Source organism: Exiguobacterium sp. Leaf187 (assembly GCF_001423925.1).
Classification (GTDB): Bacteria; Bacillota; Bacilli; order Exiguobacteriales; family Exiguobacteriaceae; genus Exiguobacterium_A; species Exiguobacterium_A indicum.
Genome location: NZ_LMPR01000009.1, coordinates 362,648 through 381,312, shown reverse-complemented (window position 1 = coordinate 381,312; position 18,665 = coordinate 362,648). Strand labels below are relative to the sequence as shown.

24 protein-coding genes and 1 pseudogene are annotated in these 18,665 nt (G+C 46.0%); 11 read left to right on the top strand and 14 right to left on the bottom strand.

Annotated elements, in window-relative coordinates:
- The first annotated feature begins 121 nt into the window (after positions 1–121).
- Both ASF99_RS05960 and ASF99_RS05955 read left to right on the top strand, forming a co-directional pair.
- Positions 122–814: a hypothetical protein gene (locus ASF99_RS05960; RefSeq protein ID WP_055967703.1), complete on the top strand. Its 693-nt coding sequence runs from the start codon at positions 122–124 to the stop codon at positions 812–814.
- Between the two features lie 109 nt (positions 815–923).
- A complete protein-coding gene (locus ASF99_RS05955) occupies positions 924–1,226 on the top strand; it encodes a hypothetical protein (RefSeq protein ID WP_035397713.1) in 303 nt (100 codons plus the stop codon).
- Positions 1,227–1,283: 57 nt separating this feature from the next.
- Here ASF99_RS05955 and ASF99_RS05950 read toward each other — a convergent pair whose 3' ends face one another.
- Together ASF99_RS05950 and ASF99_RS05945 are read right to left on the bottom strand one after the other, a co-directional pair.
- Positions 1,284–1,901, bottom strand: coding sequence for a hypothetical protein (locus tag ASF99_RS05950; protein ID WP_055967700.1), 618 nt, complete (start codon positions 1,899–1,901; stop codon positions 1,284–1,286).
- 65 nt (positions 1,902–1,966) lie between these two features.
- Positions 1,967–2,296 (bottom strand): winged helix-turn-helix transcriptional regulator, encoded by a 330-nt coding sequence (locus ASF99_RS05945; protein ID WP_055967696.1) that lies wholly within the window; start codon positions 2,294–2,296, stop codon positions 1,967–1,969.
- 311 nt (positions 2,297–2,607) lie between these two features.
- Between ASF99_RS05945 and ASF99_RS05940 the strand changes: the two genes are divergently transcribed.
- From ASF99_RS05940 to ASF99_RS05930, 3 genes are all read left to right on the top strand, one after another.
- Entirely contained in the window at positions 2,608–3,810 is a 1,203-nt protein-coding gene (locus tag ASF99_RS05940) for an MFS transporter (RefSeq protein WP_055967693.1), read from the top strand.
- An 11-nt stretch (positions 3,811–3,821) separates the two neighbouring features.
- Positions 3,822–4,772: a TIGR03571 family LLM class oxidoreductase gene (locus ASF99_RS05935; protein WP_055967690.1), complete on the top strand. Its 951-nt coding sequence runs from the start codon at positions 3,822–3,824 to the stop codon at positions 4,770–4,772.
- Positions 4,773–4,990: 218 nt separating this feature from the next.
- Entirely contained in the window at positions 4,991–5,896 is a 906-nt protein-coding gene (locus ASF99_RS05930) for a TerC family protein (protein WP_035397719.1), read from the top strand.
- 51 nt (positions 5,897–5,947) lie between these two features.
- On the opposite strand, the gene ASF99_RS05925 is transcribed toward ASF99_RS05930, so the two are convergent.
- From ASF99_RS05925 to ASF99_RS05885, 9 genes and pseudogenes are all read right to left on the bottom strand, one after another.
- A complete protein-coding gene (locus ASF99_RS05925; protein WP_055967687.1) occupies positions 5,948–6,586 on the bottom strand; it encodes an ATP-binding cassette domain-containing protein in 639 nt (212 codons plus the stop codon).
- 12 nt (positions 6,587–6,598) lie between these two features.
- Complete coding sequence (locus ASF99_RS05920; protein ID WP_055967683.1) at positions 6,599–8,080, bottom strand: hypothetical protein; 1,482 nt, start codon at positions 8,078–8,080, stop codon at positions 6,599–6,601.
- Positions 8,077–8,862, bottom strand: coding sequence for a hypothetical protein (locus ASF99_RS05915; protein WP_055967681.1), 786 nt, complete (start codon positions 8,860–8,862; stop codon positions 8,077–8,079). Before ASF99_RS05915 ends, ASF99_RS05920 begins: the two co-directional genes overlap by 4 nt.
- 10 nt (positions 8,863–8,872) lie before the next feature.
- Positions 8,873–9,595, bottom strand: coding sequence for a hypothetical protein (locus ASF99_RS05910; protein WP_055967679.1), 723 nt, complete (start codon positions 9,593–9,595; stop codon positions 8,873–8,875).
- On the bottom strand, positions 9,582–9,929 hold the full coding sequence (locus ASF99_RS05905; RefSeq protein ID WP_035397727.1) for a PadR family transcriptional regulator: 348 nt from the start codon (positions 9,927–9,929) through the stop codon (positions 9,582–9,584). Before ASF99_RS05905 ends, ASF99_RS05910 begins: the two co-directional genes overlap by 14 nt.
- A 142-nt stretch (positions 9,930–10,071) precedes the next feature.
- A pseudogene (locus ASF99_RS17580) lies at positions 10,072–10,344 on the bottom strand (DUF4825 domain-containing protein); the annotation flags it as partial.
- A gap of 15 nt (positions 10,345–10,359) precedes the next feature.
- On the bottom strand, positions 10,360–10,551 hold the full coding sequence (locus tag ASF99_RS05895; protein WP_055967673.1) for a hypothetical protein: 192 nt from the start codon (positions 10,549–10,551) through the stop codon (positions 10,360–10,362).
- Positions 10,552–10,630: 79 nt separating this feature from the next.
- Entirely contained in the window at positions 10,631–10,879 is a 249-nt protein-coding gene (locus ASF99_RS05890) for a hypothetical protein (RefSeq protein ID WP_200934659.1), read from the bottom strand.
- Positions 10,880–11,180: 301 nt separating this feature from the next.
- Complete coding sequence (locus ASF99_RS05885) at positions 11,181–12,455, bottom strand: alkaline ceramidase (protein ID WP_055967670.1); 1,275 nt, start codon at positions 12,453–12,455, stop codon at positions 11,181–11,183.
- Between the two features lie 76 nt (positions 12,456–12,531).
- Here ASF99_RS05885 and ASF99_RS05880 point away from each other — a divergent pair, with 76 nt between their 5' ends.
- Positions 12,532–12,783, top strand: coding sequence for a hypothetical protein (locus ASF99_RS05880; protein ID WP_370448369.1), 252 nt, complete (start codon positions 12,532–12,534; stop codon positions 12,781–12,783).
- On the opposite strand, the gene ASF99_RS05875 is transcribed toward ASF99_RS05880, so the two are convergent.
- Positions 12,775–13,656: a LysR family transcriptional regulator gene (locus ASF99_RS05875; protein ID WP_055967667.1), complete on the bottom strand. Its 882-nt coding sequence runs from the start codon at positions 13,654–13,656 to the stop codon at positions 12,775–12,777. The two genes, ASF99_RS05880 and ASF99_RS05875, sit on opposite strands and share 9 nt — an antisense overlap.
- Positions 13,657–13,786: 130 nt before the next feature.
- Here ASF99_RS05875 and ASF99_RS05870 point away from each other — a divergent pair, with 130 nt between their 5' ends.
- Positions 13,787–14,365 (top strand): LysE family translocator, encoded by a 579-nt coding sequence (locus ASF99_RS05870; RefSeq protein ID WP_055967664.1) that lies wholly within the window; start codon positions 13,787–13,789, stop codon positions 14,363–14,365.
- 24 nt (positions 14,366–14,389) lie between these two features.
- Here the strand turns inward: ASF99_RS05870 and ASF99_RS05865 are convergent, their stop codons facing one another.
- Positions 14,390–14,950, bottom strand: coding sequence for a TetR/AcrR family transcriptional regulator (locus ASF99_RS05865; protein WP_055967661.1), 561 nt, complete (start codon positions 14,948–14,950; stop codon positions 14,390–14,392).
- A 117-nt stretch (positions 14,951–15,067) separates the two neighbouring features.
- On the opposite strand from ASF99_RS05865, the gene ASF99_RS05860 reads away from it, so the two are divergent.
- The 4 genes from ASF99_RS05860 to ASF99_RS05845 all read left to right on the top strand — a co-directional run bounded on the left by ASF99_RS05860 (position 15,068) and on the right by ASF99_RS05845 (position 17,265).
- Positions 15,068–15,379, top strand: a complete 312-nt coding sequence (locus ASF99_RS05860) for a DUF2834 domain-containing protein (protein ID WP_082487037.1) — start codon at positions 15,068–15,070, stop codon at positions 15,377–15,379.
- Between the two features lie 129 nt (positions 15,380–15,508).
- A complete protein-coding gene (locus ASF99_RS05855) occupies positions 15,509–16,285 on the top strand; it encodes a phosphatidylserine decarboxylase (protein WP_055967660.1) in 777 nt (258 codons plus the stop codon).
- 89 nt (positions 16,286–16,374) lie between these two features.
- Positions 16,375–16,851, top strand: a complete 477-nt coding sequence (locus tag ASF99_RS05850) for a hypothetical protein (RefSeq protein ID WP_055967657.1) — start codon at positions 16,375–16,377, stop codon at positions 16,849–16,851.
- A gap of 27 nt (positions 16,852–16,878) precedes the next feature.
- Positions 16,879–17,265, top strand: coding sequence for a hypothetical protein (locus ASF99_RS05845; protein WP_055967654.1), 387 nt, complete (start codon positions 16,879–16,881; stop codon positions 17,263–17,265).
- 76 nt (positions 17,266–17,341) lie between these two features.
- On the opposite strand, the gene sstT is transcribed toward ASF99_RS05845, so the two are convergent.
- On the bottom strand, positions 17,342–18,613 hold the full coding sequence (sstT, locus tag ASF99_RS05840; protein ID WP_023468078.1) for a serine/threonine transporter SstT: 1,272 nt from the start codon (positions 18,611–18,613) through the stop codon (positions 17,342–17,344).
- Positions 18,614–18,665 lie beyond the last annotated feature (52 nt).

Genomic DNA, 18,665 nt, shown 5'->3' with positions numbered 1-18,665 from the left:
GGTTTCCTGTTCATCGGAATCATAGGTGCGATTGGTTTTTTCATTACCCTCGGACTACTCTGGTATCTCAAACGAAAAGAAACGCACAGTTTTTAATAAGTTTGTCAAAGGAGACACAATCATGATGGCACGTACGAAAAAATCACACCTTATTCAGTTGAAAGTACTCTTCGCGCTTCTGATCACGCTTTCGATGATTGGTGCTATTTTCGCACCTCATTCTGTCGATGCAGTGACTAAGGAGTATACATCTTACAAAAAGCTAAAACTCGGCATGACCGCGACAGACGTCGCAAAGTCGCTTTACGGAAAATCGTTTAAGAAATACATAAAGAAAGAACACGGCGTCACGACACTCAATCACAAGGTAGTATTGAGTGAGATCAAAGACGACTATGCTTTATACGCTTTCTCATTTTATCCGTACGATGAAAAAAACGATCATTGGTCTTTACAGCGCATGCACCTGATCTTCAAAACGAAACAAGAAGGTCACACGTTATATCTTGCGCAAAAGGAATACACCCCTAAAACGCCTTCGAAAAAGCGACTCTTACCAGGAAAGAAATTTAAACCAGGCATGACGATGGCTGAATTCGATCATATTCTTTCAGGTAAAGGGCTAGGTGTCATGACGGCTCACCGCACAGAAGATTACTCTAAGATCGGAAAAGCCTACAATGACAGTACAGTCGAATATCCAGAAAAACAGACATCGCTCTTTTACTCGTATCGGAATCCAACGGGTGATGAATGGATGATCGTTGAATTTAAATATGATTTCGATCAAAAGAGATATATCGCTCAAAAATAACGAGTATTCATCTTCGGATGAATACTTTTTTACTTTTAATTGAAATTGATTGAATCTTTTTACAGTAATATTCGTAAAAATCTGTATACACGAAAGGAGCTCGACACACATGTATGATTTGTTATTGGCCGTTGGTATTTGTCTCGTTGCCTATTGGTTCTACTATGTCTTCTTACTCGGATTCAAAAAAGGAAATATCGTCATGACGTTTAACGAGCGGTTCATCCATCATGAAGACCATATTCAAGCTGTTAAGCGAAGATTAAAGGATGACGGTCGCCACTTCGAGTATCTTGGAGATCGAAAATTCATCGTCGATGGAAAACCGTACCTGTTCATGGAACGGACGGTTCCAGGGGACTTTGGTCCTCTGCAACAGACGATTCTAAAAGGTCAACGTAAAGCGTTCTAACCAAAACACCGCTCCTTCTGTCAATGACAGAGGGAGCGGTGCTTATTTGATTAAGCATTATTCAGGTGTATGTACATCTAACGCATCGATGACGCGTCGAATCGCAGGCAATGAATGCTCTAAATCAATCCATACCTTAAAGTAGTACTCGAAAAAGACACCTTGGTTCCGCATCCGTTCTAATGTATTGATGGGATCTCCCTCAATCGTGAAGTCAAGGCTCGTATAGTTCGAGTATGAATCGCTGAACCCTCCGTCTTCTTCATCGTAATCTTCTTCAAAGTAGTTCTCCATCCGTTTCTCGTTTTGTACATCTATTTCACGATAAAAGGCTCGGACTAAGTCTTTTGGAATATCTTCATGAAACTTCTCGCCCGTATCATACTTCTCTTGATGATACCATTCCCATAACACGACCCACTTTATGACCAATTCATCGATCAAGTAATGACCAAGCGCCCGGTCCATCCGGCAAAAGTTAAATCGAAACGTCCGTTCACCAAAGTTTGTCTTCAGATCAAGGACGACTTTGATATCATTGGTTTCCGGCGGATGACCGAAAAATAAGATGCCATGCTCGAATCCTTGTGCAAACTCCTCGATTGACTGGCGTCTGCCGGCTTTATCCTCAAAACTGACTGTAATCGAATCGAACTGAACGATTGATTGCTCCATCTTTTTTCCCCACCTTGTATATGTATTCAAAAAAGTGAGCCTCGAGCGAGACTCACTTTTGTTCGTCATGACGAGACGACTTCTCCACCCGTCAAATCAATATGTCCTTCTCCCCATGCGCACATCGCGTCAAGAATCGGCTTCAGCGACCAGCCGTACTCGGATAACGAGTAGATGACTTTCGGTGGGACTTGTTCAAAGACCGTCCGGATGATGACGCCGTCTTCTTCTAACTCGCGCAATTGTTGCGTCAGCATTTTTTGCGTAATCGTCGGCATTAGCTTGCGGAGCTCACTCGTCCGACGCTCGCCTTTGATCAAATGACACATGATGACGACCTTCCACTTTCCGCCGATGACTTCAAGTGTTGCTTCGACCGGGATATTGTATGGCATATATGTTCCATCCTTTCGTGATTCCGTTAAGGGCATAGGTACTTTTTAGTGCCTATCGTACTTGAAAGTGCGTACTTCCCAAGCAGATTAGCTGGCTATATGATAGCAATTGTCAACGGAAAGTACAACCTCCTTTTAGACCTTGCATCTAAATGAAGGAGTAGGGTACTTTTTAGTGCCTATCGCACTTTAAAGTACGTACTTCCCGAAATGAAACACCCCGGTTATGCTGGGGTCATGTCAATCGGATCATGTTCGGTCGGGCCCACTGAACACGATCCCTACTGAATTTTTTTTTAGGAGGAATCCCTATGAATCAATTAAACTCACGGATCCAGGAGGAACAGGTCCCAAGAAACGGCGGACTTGCCCTACTTGCCTTAGCAATCAGTGCTTTTGGTATCGGTACGACGGAATTCGTTCCAGTCGGACTGCTCGCAGCGATCGCTGGTGACTTAAATATCGGCATCACACTCGCTGGTCTCATCATTTCTGGTTACGCGATCGGTGTCGCCGTCGGTGCACCCATCCTGACGGCACTAACGAACCGAATGAATCGGAAAACGTTACTGATGGCATTGATGGTCGTCTTCATTGTTGGTAACCTCGTTTCCGCGATTTCACCGACGTTTGAATTGTTGATCGCTGCTCGTTTCATCACTGCTTTCTCGCACGGTGTCTTCTTCTCAATCGGTGCGACGATTGCCGTCCAGCTCGTACCAGAGCATAAAAAAGCGAGTGCCATCGCCTTGATGTTCACAGGTCTGACAGTCGCAACGGTCACAGGTGTTCCACTCGGGACATTCATCGGTCAATCATTCGGCTGGCGCGCGACGTTCTACGCGGTTGCAGCACTCGGCATTATTGCGATCATCGCAAGCTTCTTCTTGATTCCAAAAGACTTGAAACAATCACCACCTGCTAAGTTCTCCGACATGTTCAAATTGTTGACGAACGGACGCTTGATGCTCGGCTTCTTGATCACTGCCCTCGGTTATGGTGGAACGTTCGTCGCCTTTACGTACTTGACACCAATCATGCAAGACGTCACGAAAATCAGTCCGAGCTTAATCAGTATCATTCTGCTCGTCTACGGAATCGCGGTTGCGATCGGAAACACGGTCGGTGGAAAACTCGCGAATGGTAATCCGATTAAAGCGTTGTTCTATATGTTCATCATTCACGCTATCGTCATGATCGCTCTCTCGTTCATGATTCCGTTCAAGGTCGCCGGTATCATCGGTATCATCTTAATGGGACTCCTGGCGTTCATGAACGTCCCTGGACTCCAGCTCTACATCGTCCAGTTGGCTGAAAAATATGTCCCAGCAGCAGTCGATGTTGCGTCTGCCTTGAATATCGCAGCCTTCAACATCGGCATCGCACTCGGAGCAACGATTGGTGGTCTCGTCACCGATACGATCGGTCTCGTCCACACGCCATGGGTCGGCGGAATCATGGTTATCCTTGCCGTCATCTTGACGGGTGTCTCGCGTCGTCTCGAACATCAATAAGGAGGACCACTATGTTGAACGATCATGCAAGTTATCAGCGGATGTACCGGGAGGGCGAGCTCACGCTCGGTCTCCACGTCCCGCTTGAAAATTTCAAGATGCGAACACCGACGCTTGCCAATCAAGTCGAGCTCGCACAAAAAGCAGAGAACTATGGTTTTACGACCCTCTGGTTACGCGACATCTTATTGAAGGATCCTTATTTTCTTGATCCTGCTGTCGGACAGATTCACGATATGCTGATATACGGGACGCATCTCCTTAGTCAGACGAAACAGATCGCCCTCGGAACGTCAGCGCTCGTCTTACCGCTCCGTCATCCGTTACGCTCTGCGAAAGAAGTCGCGACGATTGATGCGTTGTTCCCGGAACGTTTGATTCTCGGTGTCTCGTCCGGTGACCGGCAAGCCGACTTCCATGGACTCGGTGTCGATCACCCGAGCCGTGGTGCTCAGTTCAAGGAAGCTCTGCAAGTGATGGAACAAGCTTTATATGAAGATTATCCGCAAATTGATTCGACGTATGGAGAAGTTCGTGGTGCGACACTCGTGCCACGACCAAAGAAACGAATCCCGACGATGATCACGGGTTTCGCACAGCAAGATATGGACTGGCTCGCTAAAAACGGCGACGGCTGGATGTATTATCCTCAAGGACCGTTCGAACAAGCACGTGCCATCGAGCAATGGCGTGCCGCGAGTCAAGCAGCCGGTAACACAACGTTTCGTCCGTTTTCGATGCCGATGCATCTTGATTTATCCGCGGATCCAAATGAAGAAGCGACACCGATTCGACTCGGTTTTCGGATCGGACGCAATCGACTGATCGAGTTGCTGGAATTGTATCGCGAGCTTGGCGTCAATCATCTGTTCTTCGCCTTATTCGACGGTGAGCGATCAGCAGAAGACGTCATCGATGAACTCGGAACGTACGTCGTGCCGCATTTCCCTCCCTTATCATAATGACTTATATAATTAAAAGTAACATGCATGAAACCCAGTCCCTTCTCGGAACTGGGTTTCATGTCGTTTTATTGCACATCACGTCGAATACATTCGTCCACTTTCGGGGATTGTTTTTTAACCAATTGCACATTCCAAACATTTTTCGCTTTACTTTTGAGTTCTTATGACCTTATAATAAATTCAAGATAACAATTACCTTAAAGGAGGAAGCGCTGTTGACACTACTCATTGCTTTTCTAGCCATCGTTTTCATCATGCTCGCCCTTGACCTTGGAGTCTTCCATCGTAAGGCACATGAAGTTTCGCTTCGGGAGGCCTGGACGTGGACGTTCGTCTGGATCGCAATCGCCGTCGCCTTCGGTGGCTGGCTCTACTTCGATCAAGGAAGTTCCGCTGCGATCGAATATACGAGCGTTTATTTCATCGAGAAGGCTCTCGCGATTGATAACGTCTTCGTCTTCTCACTCGTCTTCGCATACTTCGCGATTCCATTGAAGTACCAGCACAAAGTCTTATTCTGGGGTATTCTTGGTGCAATCTTCTTCCGCGTCATCTTCATCGTCGCTGGTGTTTCGTTGCTTGAGAACTTCGCTTGGGTCTACTACATCTTCGGAGCGTTCCTCGTCTACACTGGTTGGATGATGTATAAAAACATCGGTCAAGAGACGTCGCTCGAAGAAAACAAAACGATTCGTTGGTTAGAGAAACGTTTGCCAATCACGCAAGACATCTCGTCTGGTAAGTTCGCAAAACGAATTGATGGGAAACTGTTCTTCACGCCACTCTTGATCGCGCTCGTCTTCATCGAGATCTCGGATATCGTCTTCGCCGTCGACTCCGTTGCAGCAAGCTTCGCGTACTCGCGTGACCCGTTCATCATCTTCTATGCGAACATCATGGCGATCCTTGGACTCCGGAGTCTCTACTTCGTCCTCGCGAACTTGATTGATCGTTTCTACTACTTGAAACACGGTCTTAGCTTCATGCTCGTCTTCATCGGAGCGAAGATGATCTTCAGTGACGTTTACAAAATGCCAATCTGGATGTCACTCGGTACGATCGTCCTCGTCATCTTGATCAGCGTCTTCTACAGCTTCTACAAGACGAAACCAGGAAAATAATCAATCGTAATACAACAGGGAGTGGATCCGTTGATCCACTCCCTGTTTGTGTTAGCCGACCTGTTCGAGTCGACCTTGATTGATGCGGTAGACGGAGTCACAAAGTGCATCGATGTCCTGTTGATTATGACTCGTCAAGATGATCGTCTTCCCTTCTTTTTTGAACGACAACAAAAGTTCCCGCAGACGCAAGACACTATCGTGATCGAGTGCATTGAATGCCTCATCCAAGATCAAGATGTCCTGCTGTTCCATGATGGCTTGCGCGATTGCGAGCTTTTGTTTCATTCCGAGCGAATATTGTTTGACCTTCTGACGATTGCCAGGCTGTAATCCGACGGTCCGCATCGCTTGTTCGATGTCAGCATCTGTGATCACTTTTCGGATCGCTGCGAGTTGCTTTAAGTTCTCAAATCCAGATTTATGAGCGATATAGCCTGGTCGATCAATGATGACACCGACGTTTTCCGGAAAGCGTCGTGTCGGACCAAGCTGTTCATTCCGGACGGTGATCGTTCCCGCGTCCGGATGGATGAAGCCGCAAATCATCTTGAATAAGACGGATTTTCCTGAACCGTTCGGTCCCGTGATGCCGACGATGTCTCCTTTTTGAATCGTCAAATCGACGTCTGCGAATAACGGATTACCTTGATACCCTTTCGTGACCTGCTCGAGCTTGATCATTTCCATGATACGTCCTCCCTATATTCGTATGCTTTTTTGAAACAGAAGATATAACCAGACAAGTGAAAGTCCAACATAGATCAACAAAACGATCAAGAGATGCGTCAGACTAAACGACTGCAACTGGGCGAACCCATTCAATCCGGACGGAATGATGCCATACCGATTGAAGTTCGGCAGTAAGAAAACCGATAAGATGCCGAACACACCGAGCATCGCGTATCCATCTGGGAACTGCCACAGCAAGATGAAGCTGAAAAGAGAATAAAGCATTAATTGTAGCATCGAGATGCCAATCAGTTGCAGCAACAATTGCATCGGTGAAATCGATAAAAGGTTAGTCGAAAGCGACAGCGATACGCCTTGCAGCATTCCGATCCCCATCGTTCCGAGGATCAGAAGTAAGAGGGCAAGTAGATAAAAACGTCCTTCCTTGACAAAGACATGCAGTGCCCATTTCTCGAGGCGTTGATAACGCATCCACGTGTATGGTCCGATTGCCGTCATTTGATCCTGCAGACGCAATTGACTTAAGTAAGCGAGTCCGAAGAAAAGGATCAGATGCGACACGAGTTGGAGAGACGAACTGCCCTCCGCACTGACACCGTAAAACACGACGACGAACAGATCACCAATCGTTTGCAGCTCAGTTGACGCTCGACTACTACTGAGGAAGATGTACAGACTAGCAAGCATCGCATAGGTGAGATACGGTACGAACTCATTTCGCGAAGTCAGTAGCTGACGAAGCGGTCGCATCCATTGCGCCAGTAAATAGATCAGCACGATCGCAAGACTGAGGATAACGAGTGCGATCCAGGGATGCATTATATTGGATACAGCCCCGACAGAGAAATATGTTGCGGGTGAAAAGAACTCTCCTACTCCAAACGATGATTTAAAACTAAAGATACACCAAAACACTACCCCTGCCGCCTGAAGCAACAAGCCATTACACTTTTCGTGCAACAGAAACACAATACACATGAACCCATGTAAAACGATACTCGCAAGCAACCACAGAATCGGTTGTAAGAAAATCACTGACAGAGGTGAATGGAAAGATGAAACGAGATAATGACTGATGTTACCACTCGTTGCAAGTCGACTATATGGACTCCACTGCAACGTAAATGATTGATCGCTAGCACTAAGAAGACTCAGCAACAAGACGAATCCGAACAGTGTCAGAACAGCGCGTACATACCGTTTTGTCGAGTAGTACACCCAGTTCCGAAATGAGCCAACCCGAATCAAAATCGTCGGTTCATACTGCTGTTCAATCGTTCGAAACGAGAGGAACAGCAGTAACGGCATCAGGAAAAAGAGTATTAGGTACATATCATTTTGAATCGCAAATGTGATGTCCCACGCGTTGACGTCTTTACCGAATTCTTGTGCTTCGGACAGAACTTCTTGTCGTCTATACCATGCGACGTAGCTGATCACGAGGAAGAATAAACTGTTCAGTACAATCGAAATGTTTCGTGTCCTCTTCATGATTGGAAGATCCACTCCGGTTTCGGTCGAATCATCGTCAGATAGAGCGTGATGTTAACGACAACCAAAATAGCAAACGGCACGAACACCGTCCAAAGCGGTTGTTCCGTGATATTGAACGGAAAGACCGTACTGATGGGCGAGAACTGTGGTGCTTGCATGATACCCGCGACAAAATTGAAGATATGATAAGCGACGAATGGTAACGAAATTGCGAGATAGACTTGTTCGAGCGCCAAAATCAACAGATAAGCAAGCGTCGCATACGCGGCTCCGTTGAGTCCAATCCAAGCAGCATAGAGGACGGCATAGAGTAACGGATGAATGTCCGCTAAGAACGAAAATGCATTTGAGGTCTCATACGTCTTTTCGCTGAGAGACCAATAGTCAACGAGACCGATGATTGGTTCGACATAATGAATGAGGACGAACGTCACGATCGTCATTAAAAAGAACACGAGTCCTGTCAGCATCGCATTGACGAAACCGACCGCAAGCAGATAATCCTTTAGACTCGCACGTGTTCGGACATATGTCAGATAGTTATCCTTGTATTCAGCGATGAAGATTGGCAAGAAAATTAAGACCGCAAGTACCGGAAACAGCATTGGGATCGTTCCTGATAGCGTCTCCTCGAACACTTCGATCGGTAAGAAGAACTGATAGCCTTCATAAATGAAACTGAATTGAAGCACCGGTAACCCGAGAATGATCAGAAGATATAACACGCATCGTTTCACCGTGAATGCTTGTGACCAAATGAGCTTGATTTGCTGCGACATATGACCCCTCCTATTTTCGTAATGCCCAAAACCAATAACCCAGGACGTTAAAGAATACGACTGAGACGATACTTAATAGATGCAATCGTCCTGCATGATGGAGCTTGATGATGCTCCAAATGACCGATGTCACGAGATAGATCGTCATGCCGATCAGCGCGAGCACGGCACCGAATTTCGTGACGTCAAAGCTTTCTGTCGTCGTCAGGTGCTGTTCGTCAATCAGATACATGCCGTGTGAAATGAACAACTCCGGTAACCATATCGATTTATGAATGGTGAAATCACGTGATGACGCCGCGTCTTGTCCGGAAATCGATACCAGCAACAGATGATCTTCTAGAAGACGTTCATACGCTTCGATTGAGCTTTCATTGCTATAAAAGGCATCCGCATAAGTGAGCGACTGATGCTGGCTCCATATCATCGTGCCGATAAAGCATAATATCGTTGCAGCAGCTATACTAATCCCGATGCGGAGCAACCACGAAGCGAACGTCCGCTCTTTTCGATAGACCCACGTCAAGAGCTGATCGACATGTTCCTTGCTACCGTAGCGATACATGGCAAGCTTCGTCGCTTCTTCTTCTGAGTAACCTTGAATCATCAAGTCTCGCACCGATTGTTCGAGATGGCTTCGCGTCTCTTCCATGACGTCGATGATTTCCGGATCCGTCACATCCGCATCTTGATACAAGTCATGGACGAAATGATCGAGTTTATTCAAGCGCACCGTCTCCCTCTTCAAGAAACTTCGGGAGTAGTTGCTTCAGAAAACGCCATTCACGTCGTTTTTTCGCAAGAAGGATTTTTCCTTCAGTCGTCAGCGTATAATATTTACGCCGCCCGCCGCCCGCTGCTTCGTCACTCCAATAGGATGTGACGAACCCTTTTTTCTCGAGTCGCTTGAGTGACAAATAGAGTGTCGCCTCTTTCAGTTCGAACTGCTCGTCTGACGTTTGCCGGATCGTCTTCGCGATTTCATACCCGTATCGGTCTTGATCGTTCAGCAACGACAAGATAATCGTGTCGACGTGCCCTTTTAACAGTTCTTTATCGATTTCCACCCCGTCCTACCCCTTCCTTATTCTGGATTTATCAGTACCTTAACGATAAACTGAATTACTCTGTAATGCAAAGTACTTTTTACAACTTATGGGAATGAATCAACAAAAAGCACGCTCCTGTTCAAGAGCGTGCCCAGTCGGTTTAGTTCAATAAGTCATTTACTTTCTTCGAATCTTCGATAAAAGGCTTCGTAAATGCCTTAAGTGCTTTCTCATTATTGTAAGACGTAAAGTCTTTTCCATACCAATCGCGCAGTTGTTGTTTCGTAAAGTGATACGAAGCATCCTCGATCGTCATGTTGACGTGGTCGACATTCGGAATCAATGTGAACAGTGCTGTTGCATTGTAGATTGCCGTACGATTACTTTTTTGTTCGACCTGTCCTTCTTCGTATCCAGCATAACGTAACGTTAGTTGATACGGTTTATCCTACGTCGACAGTTCCATTTTCTTTAACTGATCGCCATGAGGTAGCTGTTGGACGATGTCTCGTACACTACTGTTGTCGCCTAGATATGTACCTTGTTGATCAAATACATCGGTTTGTGTTGCGGCTGTTCCGCAACCACTGAGTATTAGCATGCCGCTCGCTAAGGCGATTGCACCAACTGTCTTTTCCATGTTTATTCCCGCCAATACGTTGACTCGTTCTCATCCTAATAAACGAACCAAACAAAGAAAAGTTTCGAAATAAAGGAAATCAACGCTTTGAAGAACTCGGTGATCTTAGTTTTAAGTAGAGTAGGCTGTACAAAGTACCTACACCTACAGCAATCAAAACTTTAATAAAATTAAACCGAGTGAACCCTTCAAAAGCGTACCCTTTTATCTTTTGAGCCAAAGTTGCTTCCGGAATCCAATCAATCGTATATCCGATGCTGAAGGATAAAATCAAACTGAGGAATAAATAAGTAATGATGGCACTAAAAATAAATCTTTTGATAATCATGATATCCCTCTCTTTTTCAAAATGGAATAAAGCAACTATTCATTCATATAATAAGTAAATCATTTAAAAAATATAAAACCACAAGTCATTTCCCAATATAATGTTAATTACTATGTTACTCTATTATTATTCGAAAGTTCGAAAATCCAGCTATACCTATTTACGGAGGTCTTTGATGTTAAATCTATCTGCCTACCTACTAGTTACGCTTCTTTTATTCGCCCTGCTGACATGCGGATTTGTTTTTGCGATACGCCGGTTCATCAAAAAAATCAAATCGTAATCACGACAACCCGGTCTCTCAGACGAGAGAAGCCGGGTTGTTGTTCGTTTCATAGAGTTGTCGGATACGATGCACGATGTCGTTTGCCGTTTCCGGTACAGGTGGCATCCATAGACCCGTCACAGGACCGTAGACGACGGGATTGATTGCCACCTCGTACCCACCATACGGATGTTCTTCCGCTGTCGGCAAATAACCAATATAACCGTTCGTATAGCCTCCGAAAAAGGCGAGTTCCGTTTGACGCATCTGTTGAATCTGTAGCGCTGTCTCACAGAACGGCTCCATCGGGATGCCTGAGAACGAACCATCATTTAGTTCAAACAATTGAACTTCGACCGGGATGGTGAGTGTTGTTCCCGATTGCTCTTGAACGTACGCCAACCAGCGCGCTGCGCTGACGCCCCATGTCTGTTCAGCGTAAGTTGCCATGTCTTGCAATACGTCCGCAACCGGTATTTCTGTTAAGCGCATCGGATAAATCATCGACTGAATCCGGTGGTGCGTTAACGGTTGAAACGACACGTCTGGAATCGTCGTCAAGACGTGTCCACTTAAAGCAAACGCCATCTTCTGTAGACTTGCTAGGTCACCACGATATTTCGCATTGACGTTTCCCGTCGCCCCTTGGACGATCACGACTGGACAGCCGAGTGCCTGTTCGAGGATCGTTCGAGCGACGCCCGGGTAATCACCGGATAAGACGACACTGTCTGATTTCAAGACGTTCGGATGCGCTGTACAGAAAACGAAGGCTCCGATGAGACACGCATCATCGGCACGGCGAACCAACAGCGTCCCGATTCGATCATCCGTCACCCCAAGCGGATCCATTCCCATCACCGCGTGACCATTCCTTTTCTCCCGTCGGTTGACGCCAATTTTTCCAGACTTCACACCCCAACCCATCTCGACCGACTGCATCGCTTCGCTTGCTTTGACGGCAGATACGATCGCTTGTTGCGTCAAGATCGTTTTGTAGGCGACGGTCAACGGTTCAGTTCCCGCTGTCGCTGGACCTGAATGTGTATGTGTGTAAACGACCGTGATCTTTTCCTTCGACACGTCTAGCTGGTCTGCGATACCTTCACGGATGGTATCGGTATCTGCAACGAGCAAACCGATGTTATCGATGCTGACGAAAACCGATGTCGTCTGCTCACTTTCAAAGATGCTCGCTGTGACATATAGCGGATCGTGTATGCTTGCGACACCGACTTCTCGGTGATAACCGATGAAGGCGGCACCGAGCGGTGGATTGATTACTTCTCGATGCATTCCAAAACGACTCATGTCTGACGTTCCCCCTTGAATAACACATTACTTCTTCCATATACTAACATTAACTATAGCAAAGGAGGAGATGCAGATGTCGATTCGTTGGAAGGAAGAGATGCTTCAGTTCGAGACATACCGTGAAGCCGAAGTTTGGGCGGATTCGATCACGAACGAGATCCATGGTCGGTCAATCACCGGTTATTGCACTCCTGACTTTAAAGTCGCGACGATTCTTGCATTTTATTTAGCGGAAAACCCAGACTATCGCGTACGGTCGGCAACGGTTCACCTCGATGAAAAGATTTATTATCAAGTCTGGGTCGAGATACTCGATTCACTTTGACTTCGTGAATTGGTCCAGGACGATTTCCTGAAACGCGCGTGTCACGGGTGAGCCCCACTTCGACTGTTTCGTAAGCAGATGGGCATACATCGGTTCGAACGTCTCATCATGATGAGTAACTTTCAACGTACCAGACTCCACTTCATCCGCTACCGTCACATACGGTAACACAGCAAAACCAAGCCCGTTCATCGCCATCTTCTTGATCGCCCCGATACTCCACAATTCTTGTGTCTGAAACGAGATGTCTTGGTTTCTGACGCACGCCTCAAACATCGATCGGTAACTGCATCCTTCTTCATTCGTCAGAAAGACGTATGCGTTCACGGAAGATCGAATCGCGTCAAAATGATCCGGCATCGTCGGATGACCAATGATGACGATTTTTTCTTCTGTCAAAATGTCATGCGTACAACGTTCGGCGGTAAACATTGGATACAGCATCAAGGCGACATCGACCCGTCCATGTAAGAGTTCGTCTTGATTTTCCTTACATGTTCCATTAGACAGAATGATGTTGACATTCGGATATGCTGTCATGAACGTCTGTAAGACGGAGCCAAGACGAGAGATCGTCAGTGACTCTGGCGCTGCGACTTTCAAGACGCCTTCAAAGGGATCCTGTTGTTGAATCGACTTTATTTTCTCATGTGTCGCTAGTAAGTCTTTAGCTAACGGGATGATTTCCTGACCTAAAGGTGAGAGCTGAAGCGTACGATTGGCATAGAAAAACAAGGCACCGCCTACTTCTTGCTCGAGCAGTTGCATATGGGAAGTGATTGTCGATTGCGTGTAGCCAAGTTCACTCGCAGCTGCCGTATAACTCCCTGTCTCAATGATCTTCAAGAAGCTGATCAAATGCCGAATTTCCATTCTAAGATTCTCCTTTCATCATTCCATCGAAAAAACTGATGGAATGATTTTTTATTTCAATTTTATTTATCGATCTTGACATCTTACACTAGAATTCAAGTATTCGATAGAATGAAAAAGGAGTTTTCTCATGAATGTTATTGCTTTTTTATCTTATGTCATCATTACGTCCATTACACCTGGACCAAGTAATCTGTTAGTCATGCATGAATCGAGCCACTTCGGTTTTCGTGGTGCTTGGCGATTTAATACCGGAATCTTACTAGGGTTCATGATACTCGGGTTGATCAGCGCATTAGGGACGACAGTATTACAAGCGACCTTACCTATGATCGAACCGACTCTACAGTGGCTCGGTGCCGCATACCTCGGTTACCTTGCCTATAAGATTGGTTTCCCGAAGCAGACAGCAAGTCAGATCGATACCGTGCCAGCGACATTTTTATCCGGTCTGTTGTTCCAACTCATCAACGTCAAGAGTATCCTTTTTTTCTTAACCGCTTTATCGACGTTCATTCTGCCGCACAGCACGTCTACTGTAGAAACCGTTCAATACACGTCGTATGCCATCCTTCTCGGGTGGATCGCCTTATTGCTTTGGGCAGGAAGTGGCTCTCTGTTTCGTTCGTTATTTCAAAGATACGATGTCGCGTTTCGCGTCGTTATGTGTGGCTTACTCCTTTATTCAGCTGTGACGATTTTTCAGTGAAATGCCGAAAAAGGACAGCACACCTCAGTTACGAGGCATATTGTCCCTTGTTAATGCAATCATCGCTTCAACCGCCGCGTCCATCCGGTCTTGTAAACCGATCTTATTCAAAACGACGAGTCCTTCCGTGAAGACAAAGAGCAACGCTGTTTGCTTATCGGCATCTTCCCCCTCTGTTGGTACATAGATCTGTTTAATCCAATCGTCGAACGACTCCCCGATCGTCCGCGTGATTGACGTATACGGTTCTCCCTGACTCGTTGCGAGATGGGTGATCTCGAACCAAAGATTCAAATATGGCTTGATTCGTGGCTCATCGATTGCTTGACGTAGAAAGCGGACGAATGCCGTGAACTCGAGTTTTAAATCCGGTTGCTGCAGTAAATCAATCAGTTCTTGGCTGATCGCAGTCAACACTGCGGTCTCGATATCTTGCTTATCCTTGAAATAATGCATCAGCATCCGGTCACTCGTCCCGGCAGCGGTCGCCATCTTCTTCAGACTCATTTCCTTGATGCTTGATGCTAACGTCGCTTGTGCGATCTGATGCGTATAATCCTGTCGCTTCTGTTCAAACTTATCCATTATGATCGATTCTCCCTTCTCCTTTTTCATCATACAACATCTAAGCAGATTGACGCATGGATGTAGTACATGCTACATTAATTTGTAGTAATCACTACATTTTAAGGAGGATCCTTCATGAGAGAATCTCAAGCTTCATTTGTAGACACCATCCCGAAACCTTTATTGCTTGTCATTACGATCGCTTTCGCTGTTTTAACTGCCTTTTCGATAATTGATTTTGGTGTACTTGGCATCTTTACGGAAGCGACACAAAACACGGCGACGCTCCAGATTTTCGTCGACCTGATTCTCTGCGCCCTCTTCATCATCGTTTGGCTCCGCCATGATACACGTCGTACCGGACGAAGCTTTCCGCTTTGGGCAATCATCACCCTCGCGATTGGTGCGTTCGGACCCCTACTTTATTTGTTGACTCGAAAATCATGACGTTCTGACACGTGCCGTATCTTCGGTACGTGTTTTTCTTAAGACAAACTTAAGAAAACGACTCCGTCTATCAACAGAATTCGATCGTATCCTAAGAGGTAGATTACAACTTAAAGGAGTTTTTACCTCATGAAGAAAGCCATCTTTGATACGATCGTCCACTTAAATGCTCGACCAATAGTCGCGAACACACTGAAACGGTTTGCGATGAGTCGCTTTAGTAAACCTCTCATCCGACCTTTCATTCGCACCTATCACATTCAGACGGATCAAGCGCTGAAGTCTGTCGATTCGTTTACCTCGCTGCACGATTGTTTCGTACGCGAGTTACGTCCCGGTATGCGACCAATCGCAACCACGACGGATGCCTTCGTCAGTCCGAGTGACGCCGTCCTCTCCATCGTCCCGGCATTAACGCAAGATAGTCGGTTTACAATCAAAGGACAGGACTATACCGTTGCTGAGCTGATTGGCTCGAGCGAACGCGCCGAGGATTACGCGAACGGTGTCGCCTTGATTTTCTATTTGAGTCCGACCGACTATCACCGTGTCCATTCGCCAGTCACGGGCGAAATCACGACGAGTTATACACTGGGGCGAGAATCGGCACCCGTCAATGACATGGGGCTACGATTCAGCAAACGTCCGTTGACACGTAATTATCGCCGCGTCACGCGTCTGCAAGTCGATCACCGCACGATTGAGCACGTCATGGTCGGTGCGCTGAACGTCAATACGATCGTTCAGACACATCAAGGACGCCTGCTGGAGCGTGGTGCAGAGTTCGGTTACTTTTCGTTCGGTTCAACTGTCATCCTCGTCTTGCCACCGGACACGGTCGAACTCGCTCCAGGCATCGAACGTAGCGTCAAGATGGGTGAGCAGATCGGACGCTGGATATCCTAAAAATGGATTCCCCTTTTTTAAGATTTCTGACTAAGAAAAGCATTTGAATTTGCTAGACTAAAGGAAACTGCTGTTCAGAGGTGATCCTCATGTCCGAACGCTTATTTAAGCGAACCTTACTGATTGCATGCTTACTTTTCCTCACGTTTTTCACGCTCTATGGTATTCACCGCGCTTCAGCGACATCTGTACCCGAACACCTCATCTTTCAGGCAAAAGGCGAATCCTGGAACGCCGTGATTCATGTACGGCAAGTCAAAGAACGTCCTTTATCTTACCGGGTAAGCGAAGGCTACGCCCTAACATATATCGGACAGGATCTAAAACGAGTGGAGCACCAACAGAACCCTGTGACCTGGTTTGTCGATAGTCAGTTGTCAGATGGTCGATATGCTAAACACTCTAGCCATTTCCGAAGCTTCATTGGAACCGAAAGAGATGGCGCCACCTTTGAGACAAGTGCCGCCTTACAAATCTTTAAAGATACTGACACGTACCATGTCCGAATCAAATGGGATGGCAACCGTGAAGAGCAGTTGACGTTAACGTGTATCGGCATGGAATAACTTACAAAACGGGAAAGAGGTTATATCATGAAAAAAGTCGTTTTATCATTCGCTTTCTCGATTATGACGGTATGGATATTAGTTGGTTGTAATAATGAAGAGATAATGCAAAGTACTAGTGAAAAACCGACGGCATCCGAAGTATTGAGCGAAGATGCTAAAGCAGACATTTTTCAATTCAATGATACGATCTACAAATCAGACGTAGCATGGGCAGAAAAAACCGAAGTCACTCAGAATGAAAAAGTTGGAGAAATTAAAAGAAAAAGTTCGGATAAAGACGCTTTTGATAATGGGACTGCTACGAAACTCTATAAGGGTACCGTCCTATACTCTACTAAAGAAAGAGAAGACATTTTGCTAGTGAGTTTCAATGGGAAATTTAAAAAGTACGTTGCTTTAGGAGAAGGTTAATTTGTCTATAAGAAAAGGCATCCTCAGCTAAGGATGCCTTTTCTTATTTAGATCATGCTGATAATAGAGAAGCTAATCAGCCGTTGACGACTTTTTCAGATACATCTTCATTCATCGACTGACGATTGATCGAGAGCGTTTCTCCCTCTTTAAGTCGTTTTCGATATTCTGCTGTCGCCGTGAATAAGACATCTGTTGACGAGTTGAGTGCTGTCTCAAACGAATCTTGTAACACACTGACTAGAACACCCGCTGCTACGACTTGCATCGCGATGTCATTCGGAATCCCGAATAAGCTACATGCGAGCGGAATCAAGAGGAGCGAACCGCCAGCGACACCGGATGCGCCACATGCACAAACAGCAGCGAGAACACTCAAGATGATGGCTGTCGGAAGGTCGACTGGGATACCAAGCGTATGAACCGCTGCTAACGTTAAGACGGAAATCGTGATGGCCGCTCCCGCCATATTGATCGTGGCACCGAGCGGAATCGAGATCCCGTACGTCTCTTTATCGAGGTCAAGTTTCTTACATAATTCCATGTTGACCGGAATGTTTGCAGCTGAGCTTCGTGTGAAGAAAGCGGTAATTCCACTCTCCCGGATACATTTGAAGACGAGTGGGTATGGATTCTGACGAACGTTGATGAACACGATGAGAGGATTAACAATGAGTGCTACGACAAGCATCGTGCCAATCAATACCAATAATAAATTCCCGTAATCGAGCAATGAAGAAAGACCGTTTTCCGTAACAGATCCAATGACGATTCCCATGATACCAAGAGGAGCCAATTTGATGACCCATCCGACCATTTTCGCAATGGCGTCAGAGAAATTCGAGATGAATGTCTTCGTCGTATCGGAAGCATTCTTTAAAGCGATTCCTAACACGATCGCCCAAGTCAGAATACCAATGTAGTTCGCTTGGATGAGCGCATTAACTGGATTATCAACCATATTCAAGACGAGTTTCTGAAGAACTTCAACCGTGTTCCCCGGAGCAGCCAATTGTTCCGCACCTTCCGTCAATCGAATGTTTACTGGGAAAAGGAAACTGACGATGACCGCAATGGCTCCCGCTAGGAACGTCCCAAGCAGATACAAGAAAATGATCGATTTCATATTCGTCTGCTGTCCTTTTTTATGCTGCACGATTGATGCCATAACTAAGAAAAAGACTAAAATCGGCGCGACTGCCTTCAGGGAAGAAATAAATAAAGTCCCAAAAATGGTCAAGGATTTCGCCGCTTCAGGAATCGTGACGGCTAAAATAATACCCACTATCAAGCCAATCGCGATTTGTTTCACTAAACTGATTTGGTTCCACATCTTCAACACTTTCATACGTTCCCCTCCAGGCTTACAAAAAATAAGTTATTTAGAATTCGAAAAACGA

Coding starts and splice junctions, on each gene's coding strand:
- ASF99_RS05920 (WP_055967683.1), bottom strand. CDS start 8,080: ATGAAGAGGACACGAAACATTTCGATTGTACTGAACAGTTTATTCTTC.
- ASF99_RS05885 (WP_055967670.1), bottom strand. CDS start 12,455: ATGAGTCGTTTTGGAATGCATCGAGAAGTAATCAATCCACCGCTCGGT.
- ASF99_RS05895 (WP_055967673.1), bottom strand. CDS start 10,551: ATGGAAAAGACAGTTGGTGCAATCGCCTTAGCGAGCGGCATGCTAATA.
- ASF99_RS05845 (WP_055967654.1), top strand. CDS start 16,879: ATGAAAAAAGTCGTTTTATCATTCGCTTTCTCGATTATGACGGTATGG.
- ASF99_RS05890 (WP_200934659.1), bottom strand. CDS start 10,879: ATGATTATCAAAAGATTTATTTTTAGTGCCATCATTACTTATTTATTC.
- ASF99_RS05855 (WP_055967660.1), top strand. CDS start 15,509: ATGAAGAAAGCCATCTTTGATACGATCGTCCACTTAAATGCTCGACCA.
- ASF99_RS05925 (WP_055967687.1), bottom strand. CDS start 6,586: ATGGAAATGATCAAGCTCGAGCAGGTCACGAAAGGGTATCAAGGTAAT.
- ASF99_RS05870 (WP_055967664.1), top strand. CDS start 13,787: ATGAATGTTATTGCTTTTTTATCTTATGTCATCATTACGTCCATTACA.
- ASF99_RS05935 (WP_055967690.1), top strand. CDS start 3,822: ATGTTGAACGATCATGCAAGTTATCAGCGGATGTACCGGGAGGGCGAG.
- ASF99_RS05960 (WP_055967703.1), top strand. CDS start 122: ATGATGGCACGTACGAAAAAATCACACCTTATTCAGTTGAAAGTACTC.
- sstT (WP_023468078.1), bottom strand. CDS start 18,613: ATGAAAGTGTTGAAGATGTGGAACCAAATCAGTTTAGTGAAACAAATC.
- ASF99_RS05865 (WP_055967661.1), bottom strand. CDS start 14,950: ATGGATAAGTTTGAACAGAAGCGACAGGATTATACGCATCAGATCGCA.
- ASF99_RS05880 (WP_370448369.1), top strand. CDS start 12,532: ATGTCGATTCGTTGGAAGGAAGAGATGCTTCAGTTCGAGACATACCGT.
- ASF99_RS05915 (WP_055967681.1), bottom strand. CDS start 8,862: ATGTCGCAGCAAATCAAGCTCATTTGGTCACAAGCATTCACGGTGAAA.
- ASF99_RS05950 (WP_055967700.1), bottom strand. CDS start 1,901: ATGGAGCAATCAATCGTTCAGTTCGATTCGATTACAGTCAGTTTTGAG.
- ASF99_RS05940 (WP_055967693.1), top strand. CDS start 2,608: ATGAATCAATTAAACTCACGGATCCAGGAGGAACAGGTCCCAAGAAAC.
- ASF99_RS05860 (WP_082487037.1), top strand. CDS start 15,068: ATGAGAGAATCTCAAGCTTCATTTGTAGACACCATCCCGAAACCTTTA.
- ASF99_RS05945 (WP_055967696.1), bottom strand. CDS start 2,296: ATGCCATACAATATCCCGGTCGAAGCAACACTTGAAGTCATCGGCGGA.
- ASF99_RS05955 (WP_035397713.1), top strand. CDS start 924: ATGTATGATTTGTTATTGGCCGTTGGTATTTGTCTCGTTGCCTATTGG.
- ASF99_RS05875 (WP_055967667.1), bottom strand. CDS start 13,656: ATGGAAATTCGGCATTTGATCAGCTTCTTGAAGATCATTGAGACAGGG.
- ASF99_RS05850 (WP_055967657.1), top strand. CDS start 16,375: ATGTCCGAACGCTTATTTAAGCGAACCTTACTGATTGCATGCTTACTT.